Source organism: Microvirga sp. 2MCAF38 (assembly GCF_052115485.1).
Classification (GTDB): domain Bacteria; phylum Pseudomonadota; class Alphaproteobacteria; order Rhizobiales; family Beijerinckiaceae; genus Microvirga.
This window is the reverse complement of sequence record NZ_JBFRGU010000006.1, coordinates 16860-30885: the sequence shown is the minus strand read 5'-3', so window position 1 is coordinate 30885 and position 14026 is coordinate 16860. Positions and strand designations below refer to the sequence as shown.

14 protein-coding genes are annotated in these 14026 nt (G+C 57.3%); 12 read left to right on the top strand and 2 right to left on the bottom strand.

The window, feature by feature from the left end; all coding sequences use genetic code 11:
• The first annotated feature begins 23 nt into the window (after window positions 1–23).
• Both AB4072_RS13550 and AB4072_RS13545 read left to right on the top strand, forming a co-directional pair.
• Complete coding sequence (locus AB4072_RS13550) at window positions 24–770, top strand: amino acid ABC transporter ATP-binding protein (protein WP_441969188.1); 747 nt, start codon at window positions 24–26, stop codon at window positions 768–770.
• 37 nt (window positions 771–807) lie between these two features.
• Window positions 808–1773 carry a hypothetical protein gene (locus tag AB4072_RS13545; RefSeq protein ID WP_441968647.1) on the top strand — a complete coding sequence of 322 codons (966 nt, stop codon included), beginning with the start codon at window positions 808–810 and terminating at the stop codon, window positions 1771–1773.
• A 246-nt stretch (window positions 1774–2019) separates the two neighbouring features.
• On the opposite strand, the gene AB4072_RS13540 is transcribed toward AB4072_RS13545, so the two are convergent.
• A complete protein-coding gene (locus tag AB4072_RS13540) occupies window positions 2020–2802 on the bottom strand; it encodes an IclR family transcriptional regulator (RefSeq protein ID WP_441969186.1) in 783 nt (260 codons plus the stop codon).
• A 35-nt stretch (window positions 2803–2837) separates the two neighbouring features.
• Here AB4072_RS13540 and prpB point away from each other — a divergent pair, with 35 nt between their 5' ends.
• The 8 genes from prpB (at window position 2838) to AB4072_RS13500 (ending at window position 10166) form a co-directional block, all read left to right on the top strand.
• On the top strand, window positions 2838–3857 hold the full coding sequence (prpB, locus tag AB4072_RS13535) for a methylisocitrate lyase (protein ID WP_441968645.1): 1020 nt from the start codon (window positions 2838–2840) through the stop codon (window positions 3855–3857).
• Between the two features lie 23 nt (window positions 3858–3880).
• Window positions 3881–4855 (top strand): Bug family tripartite tricarboxylate transporter substrate binding protein, encoded by a 975-nt coding sequence (locus tag AB4072_RS13530; protein WP_441968643.1) that lies wholly within the window; start codon window positions 3881–3883, stop codon window positions 4853–4855.
• A 75-nt stretch (window positions 4856–4930) separates the two neighbouring features.
• Complete coding sequence (locus tag AB4072_RS13525; RefSeq protein ID WP_441968641.1) at window positions 4931–5329, top strand: hypothetical protein; 399 nt, start codon at window positions 4931–4933, stop codon at window positions 5327–5329.
• A gap of 35 nt (window positions 5330–5364) precedes the next feature.
• A complete protein-coding gene (locus tag AB4072_RS13520; protein ID WP_441968639.1) occupies window positions 5365–5805 on the top strand; it encodes a tripartite tricarboxylate transporter TctB family protein in 441 nt (146 codons plus the stop codon).
• Window positions 5805–7304 carry a tripartite tricarboxylate transporter permease gene (locus AB4072_RS13515; RefSeq protein WP_441968637.1) on the top strand — a complete coding sequence of 500 codons (1500 nt, stop codon included), beginning with the start codon at window positions 5805–5807 and terminating at the stop codon, window positions 7302–7304. Before AB4072_RS13520 ends, AB4072_RS13515 begins: the two co-directional genes overlap by 1 nt.
• 68 nt (window positions 7305–7372) lie before the next feature.
• The gene (gene dapA / locus AB4072_RS13510) at window positions 7373–8278 is read left to right on the top strand and encodes a 4-hydroxy-tetrahydrodipicolinate synthase (RefSeq protein WP_441968635.1); all 906 of its coding nucleotides are present in this window, start codon (window positions 7373–7375) and stop codon (window positions 8276–8278) included.
• A gap of 11 nt (window positions 8279–8289) precedes the next feature.
• On the top strand, window positions 8290–9144 hold the full coding sequence (locus tag AB4072_RS13505) for a fumarylacetoacetate hydrolase family protein (RefSeq protein WP_441968633.1): 855 nt from the start codon (window positions 8290–8292) through the stop codon (window positions 9142–9144).
• Window positions 9141–10166: an isocitrate/isopropylmalate dehydrogenase family protein gene (locus AB4072_RS13500; protein WP_441968631.1), complete on the top strand. Its 1026-nt coding sequence runs from the start codon at window positions 9141–9143 to the stop codon at window positions 10164–10166. The genes AB4072_RS13505 and AB4072_RS13500 overlap by 4 nt, the downstream gene beginning before the upstream one ends.
• A gap of 147 nt (window positions 10167–10313) precedes the next feature.
• Here the strand turns inward: AB4072_RS13500 and AB4072_RS13495 are convergent, their stop codons facing one another.
• Entirely contained in the window at window positions 10314–10766 is a 453-nt protein-coding gene (locus AB4072_RS13495; RefSeq protein ID WP_441968629.1) for a YidB family protein, read from the bottom strand.
• A gap of 305 nt (window positions 10767–11071) precedes the next feature.
• On the opposite strand from AB4072_RS13495, the gene AB4072_RS13490 reads away from it, so the two are divergent.
• Window positions 11072–12376 (top strand): flavin monoamine oxidase family protein, encoded by a 1305-nt coding sequence (locus AB4072_RS13490; RefSeq protein WP_441968627.1) that lies wholly within the window; start codon window positions 11072–11074, stop codon window positions 12374–12376.
• A gap of 337 nt (window positions 12377–12713) precedes the next feature.
• On the top strand, window positions 12714–13922 hold the full coding sequence (locus tag AB4072_RS13485; RefSeq protein WP_441968625.1) for an ABC transporter substrate-binding protein: 1209 nt from the start codon (window positions 12714–12716) through the stop codon (window positions 13920–13922).
• Window positions 13923–14026: the final 104 nt, after the last annotated feature.

Genomic DNA, 14026 nt, shown 5'->3' with positions numbered 1-14026 from the left:
CGGCCGCCCGGGCGGCAGTCGAGATGTGCGATGTAACGAAGTCGTTCGGCGCGGTGCCCGTGTTGCGCAATGTCAACCTCACCATTGCGCGAGGCGAGACGGTTGTGGTGATCGGCCCGTCGGGATCGGGCAAGACGACCTTGATCCGCTGCATCAATCATTTGGGGACGATCCAGAAGGGGCGCATCTACGTAGATGGTTCGCTCGTGGGCTACGAGCTCAAGAACGGTAAACTCGTCAGTCGGTCGGAGAAAGAGATCGCGCGAGCGCGGCGTGACATCGGTATGGTCTTTCAGCGGTTCAATTTGTTTCCACATCTGACGGCGCTTCAAAACATAACGGAAGCACCAGTTCACGTTCTGAAGAAGTCTCCCAAAGAGGCGGCTGAGACAGCACGCAAGTTGCTCGAACGTGTCGGGCTCGCGGACAAGGCCGACAGCTATCCGAGTCAGCTATCGGGTGGGCAGCAGCAACGCGTAGCCATCGCACGGGTGCTCGCTATGCAGCCTAAACTCATTCTCTTCGACGAGCCGACGAGCGCACTCGACCCGGAGATGGTCGGTGAAGTGCTCGACGTGATGAAGGACCTCGCCTCGCAGGGGATGACCATGATCGTAGTCTCGCACGAAATGGGTTTCGCACGCGAGGTCGCGGACCGCATCGTTGTCATGGATCAAGGTGAGATCATCGAAAGCGGACCGCCATCCCAGATTTTCGATTCTCCGCAGAACCCACGCACCGCACTTTTCTTATCCCGGATTCATCGCTGAACCGGGTTTCCTCGCACCCAACTTCAAGGAGACAAGAATGGGCCGCCTAATCGATATAAGCTGGCCGGATCTCGACGTGATAGTCGTGGCCGAGCTTGCTGATGAAAGCAATCCGGAAATGTGCGAGGAGTTCTGGCAGCATCTGCCGTTCCGTGTGCTTCAAGCCCATCCGGTCGTCTCTGGCGAATCGCTTTATTGTTGGACGCCGATCGTCAGTACGGCGCCGGTACGTCACAGAGAGCGGATCATCGATTGCCCGATCGGTCGCCTTCGCTACTCTCAATCGACCGGAAACAAGATGTCCGTTCAATACGGACAAGGTCTCGAACCTCTCGCCCAACCCGTGCTCGGCCAGGTTCTGCCGGAGTATTGTGATCTCCTGCCGGGCGTCGGCAAAGAAATCTGGGAGAATGTCTTCTGGCGCAAGGCCGAGATGTTCATCGAGGTCAAGCGCCACGATGGCTCTGTGGCCGCACCGCAGCCCGATAAGAACCTGCCTGAAATCGCCAAGACCTTCCTGGCGGAGGCGAGGCGTGTGCAGGAGAGCGAACCGGAAGATCTCCGCAACATTCGCCTCGGTCTCGTCGAAGACACCGGGTCATATGGTCAGTATTTCACTGCTTGGGATTACGCCAACGGCATGGTGCGCGACTACATCATGTATACGATTTACCCGTTGCTGAAGCTCGCAGATAAACTCTCGCCTGAGGATCTTGCGACGTCTCTCGATGAATTCGACGTACCGTATTCAAGCTACCTCGGTTATTCCGGCCTCGTCACTTTGGACAAGTTCGCGGGAATGATGCGCGATGCCGTTCGGCAATCGAAAGATCGCGAAGAGATCAAGATGATCCTCCGTGCGTTCCTGATGTATGGCAATCGACTTTGCGCTTGGTCTTTCCATTATTTCCCGTGGCACATCGGCCTGTTCTACAACCGTCAGATCGGTGGTCAGGAAATGCCAGGTAGGTGGATCCAAAGGCCATCGAGGCTGAACGGCTGACCCGACTTGTATCGGCGCGTCACGCGAGCCAAGAAAGAAGCAGCTTTGTAGAACGTGCCGTGCCCGTTACAGCCTTTGTGGCTTAGTGATAGGTGAGCGTTTGCCGTCTCCGGCTGCGTTTTGCAGCGTTCACCGGAGGCGGCTGACTTTCTCTCGGTAAGGGAACCAGACAGCGCGATCGCGAATAGATTGATTCGTCCGTTCGGTCTCGTTACCGCATACACTCCTTATGTGCCCTGGCGCCGCTCATTTTGCTGCGTAAGAATAAATCATTGCATCCCGCTCGCTCAGTCGGCGTTCCAACTGGATGACTTCGGATTTGATCAGGCCGATCACGATGGATTGGTGCTCCTGGTTCATCCTGGGTGTGATACTTGCTACACTGATGGAGGCGAAGGGCTGCCGGTTGCGGTCGTGAACGGCTGCGGAAAGCGTCGTCACTCCCAAACGTGGAATTTCGCGGACAACATAGCCGCGGCGACGCGCGTCGCTAACTTCACTTAGGACCTTTTCGGCCGTTTTGTCATGATCCTCATAAAGGTCCGCGTTGTTGTCGATGATGGATTGCGCCTCCACCTCCCGAAGAGATGCCAGGATGGCGAGACTTCCTGCACCCACGCCAATAGGTCGCCGTAACCCGACATCCGTTACGAAGGCTTTGATCGGAAAAGATCCTGTCGCGCGGTCGAGGCACACCATGTCCAGCCCACTGCGCTTGGAAAAAAAGACCGTGTCGCCCGTCTGTTCGGCAATACGCGCCGTGACAGGTTTGTAGAGATCTTGAAAATCGAAACGCGGCGCGGCGGTCAGGCCAAGGTCGTAGATCACAGGCCCGAGGAAATAACGCCGATTGCTCCTTTGTTGGAGAACGAGGCCCGCCTCTGCGAGGGCCTTTAGAATGCGATGTGCCGTGGAGGGCTCGAGGTCAGTCGCGGCCGCGACCTCCGACATCCCCGCCCCACTCTGATTTCGGTCCGCAAGACTCTTGAGGACCAGAACTGTTCTGCGAATGCTTTGCGTGCCACTCATAAAAATGCACCTGTAATTCCACATCGTGGAATTTGGTGCATTTTTTCATTTTGTCAATCTTGACCGTCCCCATGAATAAGGTCGTAATCCAGCGTCAAAGCAACATCAATATCCACATTGTGGATGATAGACTGAAAGATCAATCGATGCTTACAGCTGTTCCATCTCGCGTCTCCGCCGGCACTCGGTTTCGTGCGGCTCTTGCAGAGGAATCTCCGCTCCAGATCGTCGGAACGATCAATGCTTATACGGCTTTGATGGCAAAGCAGGCCGGCTATCGCGCGATCTACCTCGCTGGCGCTGGTGTCGCCAACGCGTCGCATGGTTTGCCGGATCTCGGTATCACTACAATCAACGATGTCTTGACCGATCTGCGTCGTATTTCCGATGCGTCGGACCTTCCGGTTCTGGTTGACGTCGACACCGGTTTCGGCGGGGCGTTTTCTATTGCCCGCCTTGTGCGCGGCCTGATCAAGGATGGCGCCGGCGCTATGCATATGGAGGACCAAGTTGCGTTGAAGCGCTGCGGCCATCGGCCGGGTAAAGAGATCGTCAGCAAGCACGAAATGCTGGATCGTATCAAAGCGGCGGTCGATGCGCGATACGATGAGGATTTCGTCATCGTGGCCAGAACTGATGCTTTGGCGATCGAGGGGCTCGATGGTGCGATTGAGCGCGCTGAAGCCTACATGGAGGCTGGCGCCGACATGATTTTTGCGGAGGCGTTCACCGATCTTGCTCAATATCGTCGACTTGCGGACACGCTCAAGCGGCCGCACTCTGTTCTGGCGAACATTACCGAATTCTCGAAGACGCCGAATTTCACGCTGGATGAATTGCGCGATGCAGGTGTTTCCGCTGCCCTTTATCCGCTCTCAGCCGCACGCGCCATGAATGCGGCTGCGCTAAATGTCTACAACACAATTCGTAAGGAAAAGACTCAAAAGAGCGTCCTTGAAACAATGCAGACTCGCGAGGAGCTCTATGGCTTCCTCGACTATCATGCCTACGAAAGGAAGATCGACGATCTGTTCGCCAGCAAAAAGGCCGGATAAATTTTTATGCTCGGGAGGAAAAAATGAACGCCAAAAAACTGACACGCATAGCCTGCGCAGCGTTTGCTGCGGCAACGCTCCAGGTCGGAGCTGCATGGGCCCAATCCTATCCGCAACAGCCAATCCGTTTCATCGTTCCGTTCTCGAGCGGAGGAGGCACGGATGTCGTGGCGAGGATCTATGCGGATGAGCTGACAAAGACACTGGGTCAACCGGTGCTTGTCGACAACCGGCCTGGAGCAGAGGGGATCGTGGGGACAAGCGCTGCCGCGGCGGCGGCTCCCGACGGTTACACAATCCTTCTCGTGCTTCAGGCAACGATGGCTCTCAATCCGAGTCTCTACAAAGCCACGAACTACGATCCGGCCAAGGACTTCACGCCCATCGCCAGGATCTCGGAAGCGCCTTATGTTGTCGTTGTACATCCTTCGCTCGGCGTCACGAACCTTTCCGACCTCGTCAAGAAAGCAAAGGCGGAGCCGGGTAAGATCAACTACGCCAGCGGTGCGTCTGCGGCTTTTCTTGCGTCGGAATTGATGCAGAAGACGATGGGGATCAAACTGACCCACATCCCCTACAAGGGATCTGGGCCTGCAATCACTGATCTCTTGAGCGGGCGGGTTGGATTGATGCTCAGCAGTCCCGTTTCGGTTCTGCCGCACATCAAGAGTGGAAAGCTCGTCGCTCTTGCCGTGACGGGACCGCAGCGCTCGCAATCACTACCTGATCTACCGACTGTTGCCGAACTCGGTTACCCAGGCTTCGACGTCGTCGGCTGGTATGGTGTTGCGGCCCCTCGTGGAACATCCGCGGATGTCACGAACCGCCTGGCCGAGGCTTTCAAAGCTGCGGCGAGCAAGCCTGAAGTCCGTGCACATCTCGACAGGGCCGGTGTTGAACCATCCTCAAGCACACCGCAGCAGTTCTCTTCCTACATCGAAACCGAGCTGGAGAGGTGGACTGGCATGATCAAGGAAGCTGGTATCCAGCCGCAATAGAAATTGCTCGTACTCCAGAAGCTCAGCGCGTCGCCATAGGCGACCGCTCCCCATAACGCACCAGGACAGCCCATCATGCCGCATATGTGGATCGAAAGCTCGGCCAACATCACTTCCGAACCGGAAGTCGCCTCTCTCAAACACAAGGTCTATCAGGCCGCTTTGGCGACAGGGATTTTTCCGGTTGCCGGAATTCGCGTTCGTCACACCGTCATCGATGATTATATCGTGGGCGACGATCATCCGGACAATGCCTTTGTGCACGTCGTCGTTCGTCTCGGTATCGGCCGCGATGAAGATACGAAACGCAAGGCCGCGGAGAGCATGTTCAGCGAGATCGAAAAGCATCTTTTGGCCTTGAGTGAGCGGAAACCTTTGGCCGTGGCATTCGAAATTCAGGAAATGCATCCCGAGTTGAACTTCAAGTTCAACAATCTTCGTGAGCATATTGCCAAACGTCAGAACGCCGCTTAGCGCCACGATCCAACTCTCGCTGAGGTAATTGCGCCATGAAACTGAGCAAAGATCTCGTCTCCGGCCTGTTGTTTGCGTGTATCGGATTGGGAAGTCTGACAATCGCCAGCGCTTATCCTTTTGGTTCCGCGTTGAGCATGGGGCCAGGCTACTTCCCGATGATCGTCTCCGGACTGATCTTCCTGTTCGGTTGTGCGACTTCCATTCAGGCGATGCGGGCTCAAGACACCGACCTCGTCGGGAGGCTGCATTTGCGTCCACTTGCATTCATCGTGGCATCGATTGTGAGTTTTGCGCTTCTCATTGATCGCGCAGGCCTCGTCATTGCGGTGTCGGCCCTCATCCTTCTTGGATGGTACGCCAATCCCTATCGGAATCTTCGGGACTTGCCGTTCCTTCTCGCGATTGGGATCACCGTTCCCGTTCTCGTCTTTCGTTTCGGCCTGAACATGCCGATCAAACTCTGGATGTTGTGATGCTCGACGGTCTCATTCTCGGCTTTCAGGTCGCATTTTCCTTCAGCAATCTCGCCTATTGCCTGCTCGGCGTCACTCTCGGCACCTTCATCGGTATGCTCCCGGGTGTCGGTCCTCTCGTGACCATTGCAGTTCTTCTGCCCTTCACGTACGGCCTATCGCCGGAAGGCGCGCTGATCATGCTGGCGGGCATTTACTATGGAGCGTCCTACGGCGGGTCATCGACAGCCATTCTCGTCAATCTGCCCGGTGAGTCTTCCTCCGTCGTAACCTGTCTCGATGGATACGAGATGGCAAAGCAAGGGCGTGCCGGCCCTGCGCTCGCGATTGCGGCCATAGGATCCTTCGTTGCCGGATGTATCGGGACTCTCGCGATCGCTCTCTTTGCGCCTGCGTTGGGGGATGCGGCGCTGCGGTTCGGCGCTGCGGAGTATACGTCTCTCGTGATTTTGGCACTCGTCGCCACCGCCGTTCTCGTTCACGGATCGGTGCTCAAAGGACTGACCATGGCTCTGCTTGGTCTGCTCGTCGGCTTCGTTGGGATGGATGTGAATTCGGGTCTTCCGCGCTTTACGTTCGGTCTCACGGAAATGATGGATGGCGTGGAGTTCGTCGTGGTCGCTGTCGGTATGTTCGCTTTCGCCGAGATCGTTACAAATCTCGAAGGAAGTGAGCAGGGTGATGTGACGACGACCGAAGTCGGAAGCCTGATGCCCTCGAAAGAGGATGTTCGAGCGTCCACCATGCCCATCCTTCGTGGAACCGGAATAGGTATGTTCTTCGGAATTCTGCCGGGGGCGGGAACCACGATCAGCTCCTTTGTCTCCTACATCGTCGAAAAGCGTGTTGCGAAGAATCCGTCGCGGTTCGGTAAAGGTGCCATTGAAGGAGTTGCCGGACCGGAGGCCGCCAACAATGCCGCGGCGCAGACATCGTTCATTCCGACGTTGACGCTGGGTGTTCCCGGAAGTGCGACAATGGCTCTGATGCTCGGTGCTTTGATGATCCAGGGCATTACGCCCGGTCCCAATGTCATAACCGAACGACCGACGCTGTTCTGGGGTCTCGTCGCGAGTATGTGGATTGGAAATCTGTTGCTGCTGATCCTCAATCTTCCGCTGATCAGGCTTTGGACTTCGCTTCTGAAGATTCCTTACTCGTGGCTCTATCCTCTTATCCTCGTGCTCTCCTGCTTTGGAATCTACTCGCTGAACAATAGCGCCGTCGACGTTCTTCTCGGTGCGGCGTTTGGGCTATTCGGTTACATGGCTGTCAAACTCGAGTGCGCACCGGCTCCCTTTATCCTCGGCCTCGTTCTGGGACCTATGCTTGAGGAGAACGCGCGCAGGGCCCTGCTGATTTCGCATGGCGATCCGAGCACTTTCATCACGAGCCCGATAAGCGCGACCTTCCTTATCCTCGCGGCCTTGCTTCTCGTGCTTCTGGCTATTCCCGCGGCGCGGAGACGCAAGGATTCGATTGATCTCGAAGCCGCGTAGAAATCTACCCGGCGGCGAGAGTGCGCCGCCGGTCTCAAAGCTTTACTGACCACCAAAAGGGTTGCCCAATGCGCGATGCTGGAAAAGGAAGCCGCCTTCGCGGCTCGATCCCGCCTGTCCTGACGCCGTTCAAGAATGGTCGGGTCGACTATGATGCCTACGCGAGTCTCGTCGAGGCACAGATCTCCGGTGGATCACACGGGATCCTTGTCAATGGCACGACTGCCGAACCGTCGACGCTGACACTCGAAGAGAGAAACAGACTGGTTTCGGTTGGGATCGAAGTTGCGAAAGGCCGGGTTCCGGTTGTCGCGGCGACAGGATCCCAGTCGCTCGGGGAGAGCCGCGCTCTGACAAGATCCGCTGCCGAAGCCGGAGCCGATGCCTTGCTTATCGTCACGCCATATTACATCCGCCCACCACAGCGTGGCTTGATCGCTTACTACATGGAAGTCATGCAAGGGATCGATGTTCCGTGGATGGTCTACCACATTCCAGGGCGGACGGCTGTGTCCGTAACGATCGATACTTTAGCCGAAATGAGGGACCGCTCGCCGAATTTTGTCGGCATGAAGCACGCGGTGAATGATCTTGGCTTCGTATCGGAGGCTCTTCACAGATTAGGCCACGATTTCCGGATCTTCGTCGGTCTGGAAGAATTGAGCTTTCCCATGATGGCTGTGGGCGCCTGCGGTCTCATGAACGCTGTCGGCAATCTCCAACCTCGAGTGCTCGCCGACATGTGCGAGGCCGTTTGGAAGAACGACCTCGCGACAGCCAAAGGCCTGCATGATCGCCTCCTGGAGATCAATCAGGCGGTCTTCTTCGACACGAACCCCATTCCCGTGAAATACATGGCTAAGCGGCTCGGTTTCCTTGAGCGAAATGAGCATCGCTTGCCCATGATGCCGGCAACTAAAGAACTTGAACAGCGGCTAGACCGCGTCCTGTCCGCCGCCGGCTTTCTTAACTGAGGTCTTTTCTCATGCGCTTGATAAGCTTCCACGCGGCCGGTCGGGACCGCTTCGGCATTGTGATCGGTGATGGGGTGTTCGATCTTTCAGAGCGAACGACCTTCTCAGGGGTTCGCGACGTCGTCGCCCGCAACGGGATGAACGAACTCGAGCATCTATGCCGTGGTGCAACGCCGGATTATCGGCTGGATGAGATCGTCTTCCGGATTCCCGTTCCCGATGCGGACAAAATCATCTGCGTCGGCGTCAACTATCCGGACCGCAATGCCGAGTACAAGGATGGCTCGGATCTTCCGAAATTCCCGAGCCTTTTCCTGCGCACACGTGGCTCGTTTGTGGGGCACGGGCAGCCTATCCTTTTGCCGCCGGAGTCCCCGCAACTTGATTATGAGGGCGAACTCGTCGTGGTGATCGGAAAGGGCGGGCGACGTATCCCACGCGAGAGCGCCCTCGAGCACATCTTCGGACTTTCTATCTGCAACGAAGGAAGCGTGCGCGATTGGATGCGGCACGCAAAGTTCAACGTCACGCAGGGAAAGAACTTTGACGCTTCGGGAAGCATAGGCCCCTGGATCGATGTTCTGAAAGAGCCTTCCGGCCTTGGCGATCTCCATTTGCGGACGTGGGTCAACGGCGATTTGCGCCAGGAAGATAAAATCGAACGCATGATCTTTCCCATTGATTATCTCATTCATTACATCTCGACCTTCACAACACTTCAGCCGGGCGATCTCATCGTGACGGGAACGCCGACCGGCTCCGGAGCAAGGTTCGATCCTCCGCGATTCCTGCACGACGGGGATTCTGTTCGCGTCGAGATCTCAGGCGTCGGCGTTCTTGAGAACAAGATTACGGTCGAGAAATGATGGCAGCGAAAAGGGAAAAGATCGATGTCACGCTGATCCCCGGTGACGGTATCGGGCCGGAGATCACGAGGGCAACAATCTCGGTGCTGGACGCGCTCGGCGCTCCCTTTGTCTGGGACGAGAAGCAGGCGGGACTCGCTGCCGTCGCGGATGGACACGACCCTTTGCCTGAAGAGACGTTGGCGAGTATCCGTCGTACAGGGCTTGCCTTGAAAGGACCTCTCGCAACGCCGCAAGGGGGAGGGTATCGCTCAGCCACCGTCCGACTTCGCGAAGCTTTCAAACTGTACGCAAATGTCCGACCTGCGCGAACCATGATCCCAGGGCGCTACGACAACGTAAACATCATTCTGGTAAGGGAAAATCTCGAAGGATTGTATGTCGGTCGCGAACACTACATCGAAGTTGGAGGAGATCCTCATGCAGTTGGTGTTGCAGTTGGGATCAACACGAAGGAGGGAGCCTTCCGAGTTCTGCGCCATACTTTCGATCTTGCGGTCAGGCTCGGACGAAAACGGGTTACTGTCGTTCACAAGGCCAATATCCTAAAAATCCTCACAGGGGTTTTTCGTGAAGCCGCCCTGGAGTTGGCTCCGGAGTATGAAGGACGTCTGAAGATCGACGAACGGATCGTGGATGCATGCGCGATGGAGCTCGTGCTTCACCCGGAGCGATACGACGTCATCGTGACGACCAACCTATTCGGCGACATTCTCTCCGATCTTATCGCCGGTCTTGTCGGAGGCCTTGGACTGGTACCGGGCGCCAATATCGGAAGGGACACCGCAATCTTTGAAGCGGTCCATGGAACGGCACCGGATATTGCCGGCAAAGGGATTGCAAACCCAACCGCGCTGCTGTTGGCGGCCGGAATGATGTTGGAGCATGTCGGTGAGCAAGATAAGGCAGATCAATTGCGCTCGGCGATCCTTAGCGCATACCGAAATGGGCAATGCACAGGCGATCTTGGAGGACAGCTATCCACCGATGATTTCGCGCGATCCGTTATCGCAAATTTATGATCGCATCTTCGGCGAAGAGGCCGGGCAGTTTGAACGCCGTCCGGTGGATCAATTGAGATCCCACGGCGCGGTACTCACGAGCGATGCACCCGACGGAAACCGTTGGCGTTGCGTGTCGATCTTGAGAGATAGACAGGCAAGTCGACACTAGGTCGGGAGTCGACCCTCCGGTGTGTATTGGTCGACAGCCTGCGGCAAATTTCGTGACAATCGCGCGAGGATCTCGTCGCGTGAGAGCCCAGTCTGCTGGGACAGGGTGGCGAGTACATCCGGCCCGACGGCCTGTTCAATTTGTTGAGGAGCGACGCTCTTGTTCGGGCCTGTTCCGATCCAGGATTCCGCCGTTTCGCCCTGGCCGCTCTGCTTAAACTGCTCCAACAATTGACCCAAACCGCTGCTTAGTAGGCCGCCGGCACCTGCTCCGCCAAGGCTTCCGAGCAGCCCACCCAAGCCGCCTTGTTGCTGACCACGGCTTGCGGGCGTACCGGCGTTTCCCGACACCTGCCCGCGGAGCATTTCCGCAATCTTGTCGCGATTCTGGTAACCGGCTACCGCAATAAGCCCGAGTAGGGCAGTCATGGAGGGAAATCCGCGGTCCATGTCGATGCTCCTCGTTGTCCAACAGTAACAGAGGCAATGGGGAAAGAGTTCCGTCACGCTTCAACCATCCAACGGGCTGCACTCGCGGACGCGTTGCCCGCCCATTGTGCCGCTGAACTTGGGGAGGAATCGACTCGCCATAAAAATGAGCCAGTCTGCCTACAGTAATCACGTTGCCTGCATGTGCCGCATCGCGCCTCTTGCCGGCTTAGCTTGACGGTGTGCCCTATCTTGATGTCGGTTTTCAATCTTGATCCGAAGAGCACGCCCAGAGCCTTGTGTCAGATTGAAAGAGACAGGACCTCATGCGTATTTCCCGACGCGGAGTTATGGCCGGTGTCGCATCATTCGCCATCGCTCGCAGAGCGCTCGCCACGGATGTTGATGTCCTGATCGTTGGTGCTGGTGCAGCGGGTCTCGCCGCGGCCAAGACGCTGCGCTCTGTCGGGCGAACCGTGACCGTTGTTGAAGCGCGCTCTCGGATCGGTGGGCGTGCTTATACCGACCGATCCCTTGACGCATCTTTTGACGCCGGTGCCCACTATGTTCATTGGCGCGACCGCAATCCGTGGCGGAAGATTGCGACTGAGCTTGGCGTACGTCTCGATGAGGAAGAAGAGGGCGGTGGCCTGCGCGTCTATCGCAATGGCGCTCTCTTGTCTGATGCCGAGCGCAGGAGGCGGCGTCTCGCCAATGGTCAGGTCGAGAGCTTAATCGAAGCCACCGGATCGGTCGATTCCTCGTTCGCGGACGCGGTCCGTGACAAGCCCTCAGAAATCGCCGATGCAGCGGGTGGCATCACGCTTTTCGCGCTGGGCGAAGATCCGGATCGTGTATCCCTTCAGGATTATGACCAGCTGTGGAGTGGAGACGATTATATTCCGGTTGGTGGATATGGCGCGCTGGTCGAGCGGTACGCGGCGGACATTCCCGTGCACCTCGAGACCACGGTGAAGCATCTGCGTTGGGGAGAGGGGCGTGTCGAGGCCGAGACCTCGCGCGGGTTGCTGAGGGCCCAAACCGCCATCGTGACGGTACCAATCGGTGTTCTCCAGGCTGGCACTCTGCGCTTCACACCGAGTCTTCCTTCCGACATTCAGCAGGCGTTCGATGGACTTCATATGGGGGCATTGACCAAGATTGCCCTGCGAGTCGATCGTGAGCGGTTTGGCGGAGTGGACGCAACCGATTTCATTGACATTGCTCCGGACGGTGCGGTGACGAGCTTCGAGTTCTGGCCGGATGGCCAGCCGCTCGTGGTCGCTCATATCGGCGGTGACCGCGCGCGGAACCTGTGCCAAGGCGGGGAGGGCGCGGCCATGGACTTCGCCCTAGAGCGATTGGTCTCGATGGTCGGCAGCCGCATTCGGGAGACAGTGACGGGCGGGCGCCTTGCCGGGTGGTGGACCGATCCGCATTCCCTCGGTTCGTACTCCATCGTGAAACCGGGGCACATCTCCGCCCGTGAGGCGTTGCGAATGCCGATCGGCGACCGGATTTGGCTCGCGGGAGAGGCGAGCGCAGGTGGTGGAGCGATGACGGTCGGTGGCGCAACTCTTGAGGGGGACCGTGCTGCCCGGCAAGTTCTTCAGAGGCTGCGCGCAGCCTAAGCCGCGGTTGCGGCTGACATACCTGCCCCATCATCCCTCGCGTGCGAGTGCGAACGCCGAACTGCGAACTCGTGCGCTTTCTTCGACCATTCGCTGTGGGGGCGATTGCAACAGCTATGCACGATGAAAAGTAGCTGTCTAATCTTCAGAACTTTCAGGCAAGAAAATTCGATCTCGATACGGACATAAGTGCGACGACTAGACTGCGACTTAAGGATGAGCTTACATAGCCTTGTTGAGCTGAACCGTTACTTGACCATGACCTTCCATGATTTCACGATGAGATCACAAGCAGGCTCGATTTATTCCGGCCTGGAAAACGAAGGGAAGGAAAGCCATGCGTGATCTCAAGAAGGTGCTCTTTGCTTTGAGCTGCAGCGTCCTGGCGCAATCCGCTTACGCGCAGCAGGCATCCGATGGCGTCGTCAAGATAGGCATCTTGAACGATCAGTCCGGCGTCTATGCGGATTTCGGCGGAAAATCTTCCGTTGAGGCGGCACGCATGGCGATCCAGGATTTCGGCGGCAAGGTTCTCGGCGTGCCGGTCGAGATCGTCAGCGCGGACCACCAGAATAAACCTGACGTAGCGTCGAGTATCGCCAGGCAATGGTACGATACCGACAAGGTCGACGCGATCATGGAGCTGACGACCTCTTCGGTCGCGCTGGCGGTCCAGGGCATCTCGAAAGAGAAGAAGAAGATCAACATCGTCACTGGAGCGGCGACGACGGATCTGACCGGCAAGCAATGTTCGCCTTATGGCTTCCATTGGGCCTACGATACGCACGCACTCGCCGTCGGAACCGGGGGCGCGCTGGTGGAGAACGGTGGCAATAAATGGTTCTTCCTCACCGCTGACTACGCCTTCGGCTATTCGCTCGAAGACGAAACATCGAAAGTCGTGAAGGCGAAGGGTGGGCAGGTTCTCGGTTCCGTACGTCATCCCTTGGGTGCCAACGACTTCTCCTCGTTCCTTTTGCAGGCACAAAGCTCCGGCGCCAATGTCGTCGGCTTGGCCAATGCGGGTCTCGATACCGCGAATGCGATCAAGCAGGCCGGGGAATTCGGTTTGACCCAAGGCGGCACGCGTCTCGCGGCACTTCTCTTCACGTTGGCGGAGGTGAAGGGCCTGGGTCTGAAGGCGGCGCAGGGACTGACCCTCACGGAGGGTTGGTATTGGGATCAGAGCGACGAAAACCGCACCTTTGCAAAACGTTTCATGGAAAAGACCGGCCGCATGCCGAACATGATCCACACCGGCACCTACTCAGCTGTCTTGCAATATTTGAAGGCGGTTCAAAAGGCGGGCACGGACGCGACCGAGCCGGTTGCGAAGCTCTTGCATGAGATGCCCGTGGAGGACGTGTTCGCCAAGAAGGGGAAGGTCTTGCCCAATGGCCGCATGGTCTACGACATGTATCTCTTCCAGGTGAAGAAGCCTGACGAGAGCAAGAGCGATTGGGATATGTTCAAGCAGCTCGCCAAGGTGCCCGGCGATGAGGCGTTTCTCACCTTCGCTCAGAGCGGTTGTCAGCTGACGCAGTAGTTCTTCGTCATCGCAACAGGGACGGCAATGCTGTCCCTGTTGCCCGGTTCGGGTCAGATTTCGCGGGAGTTTCAAACGGGGCGTCTTATCCTCACCCGCTATCG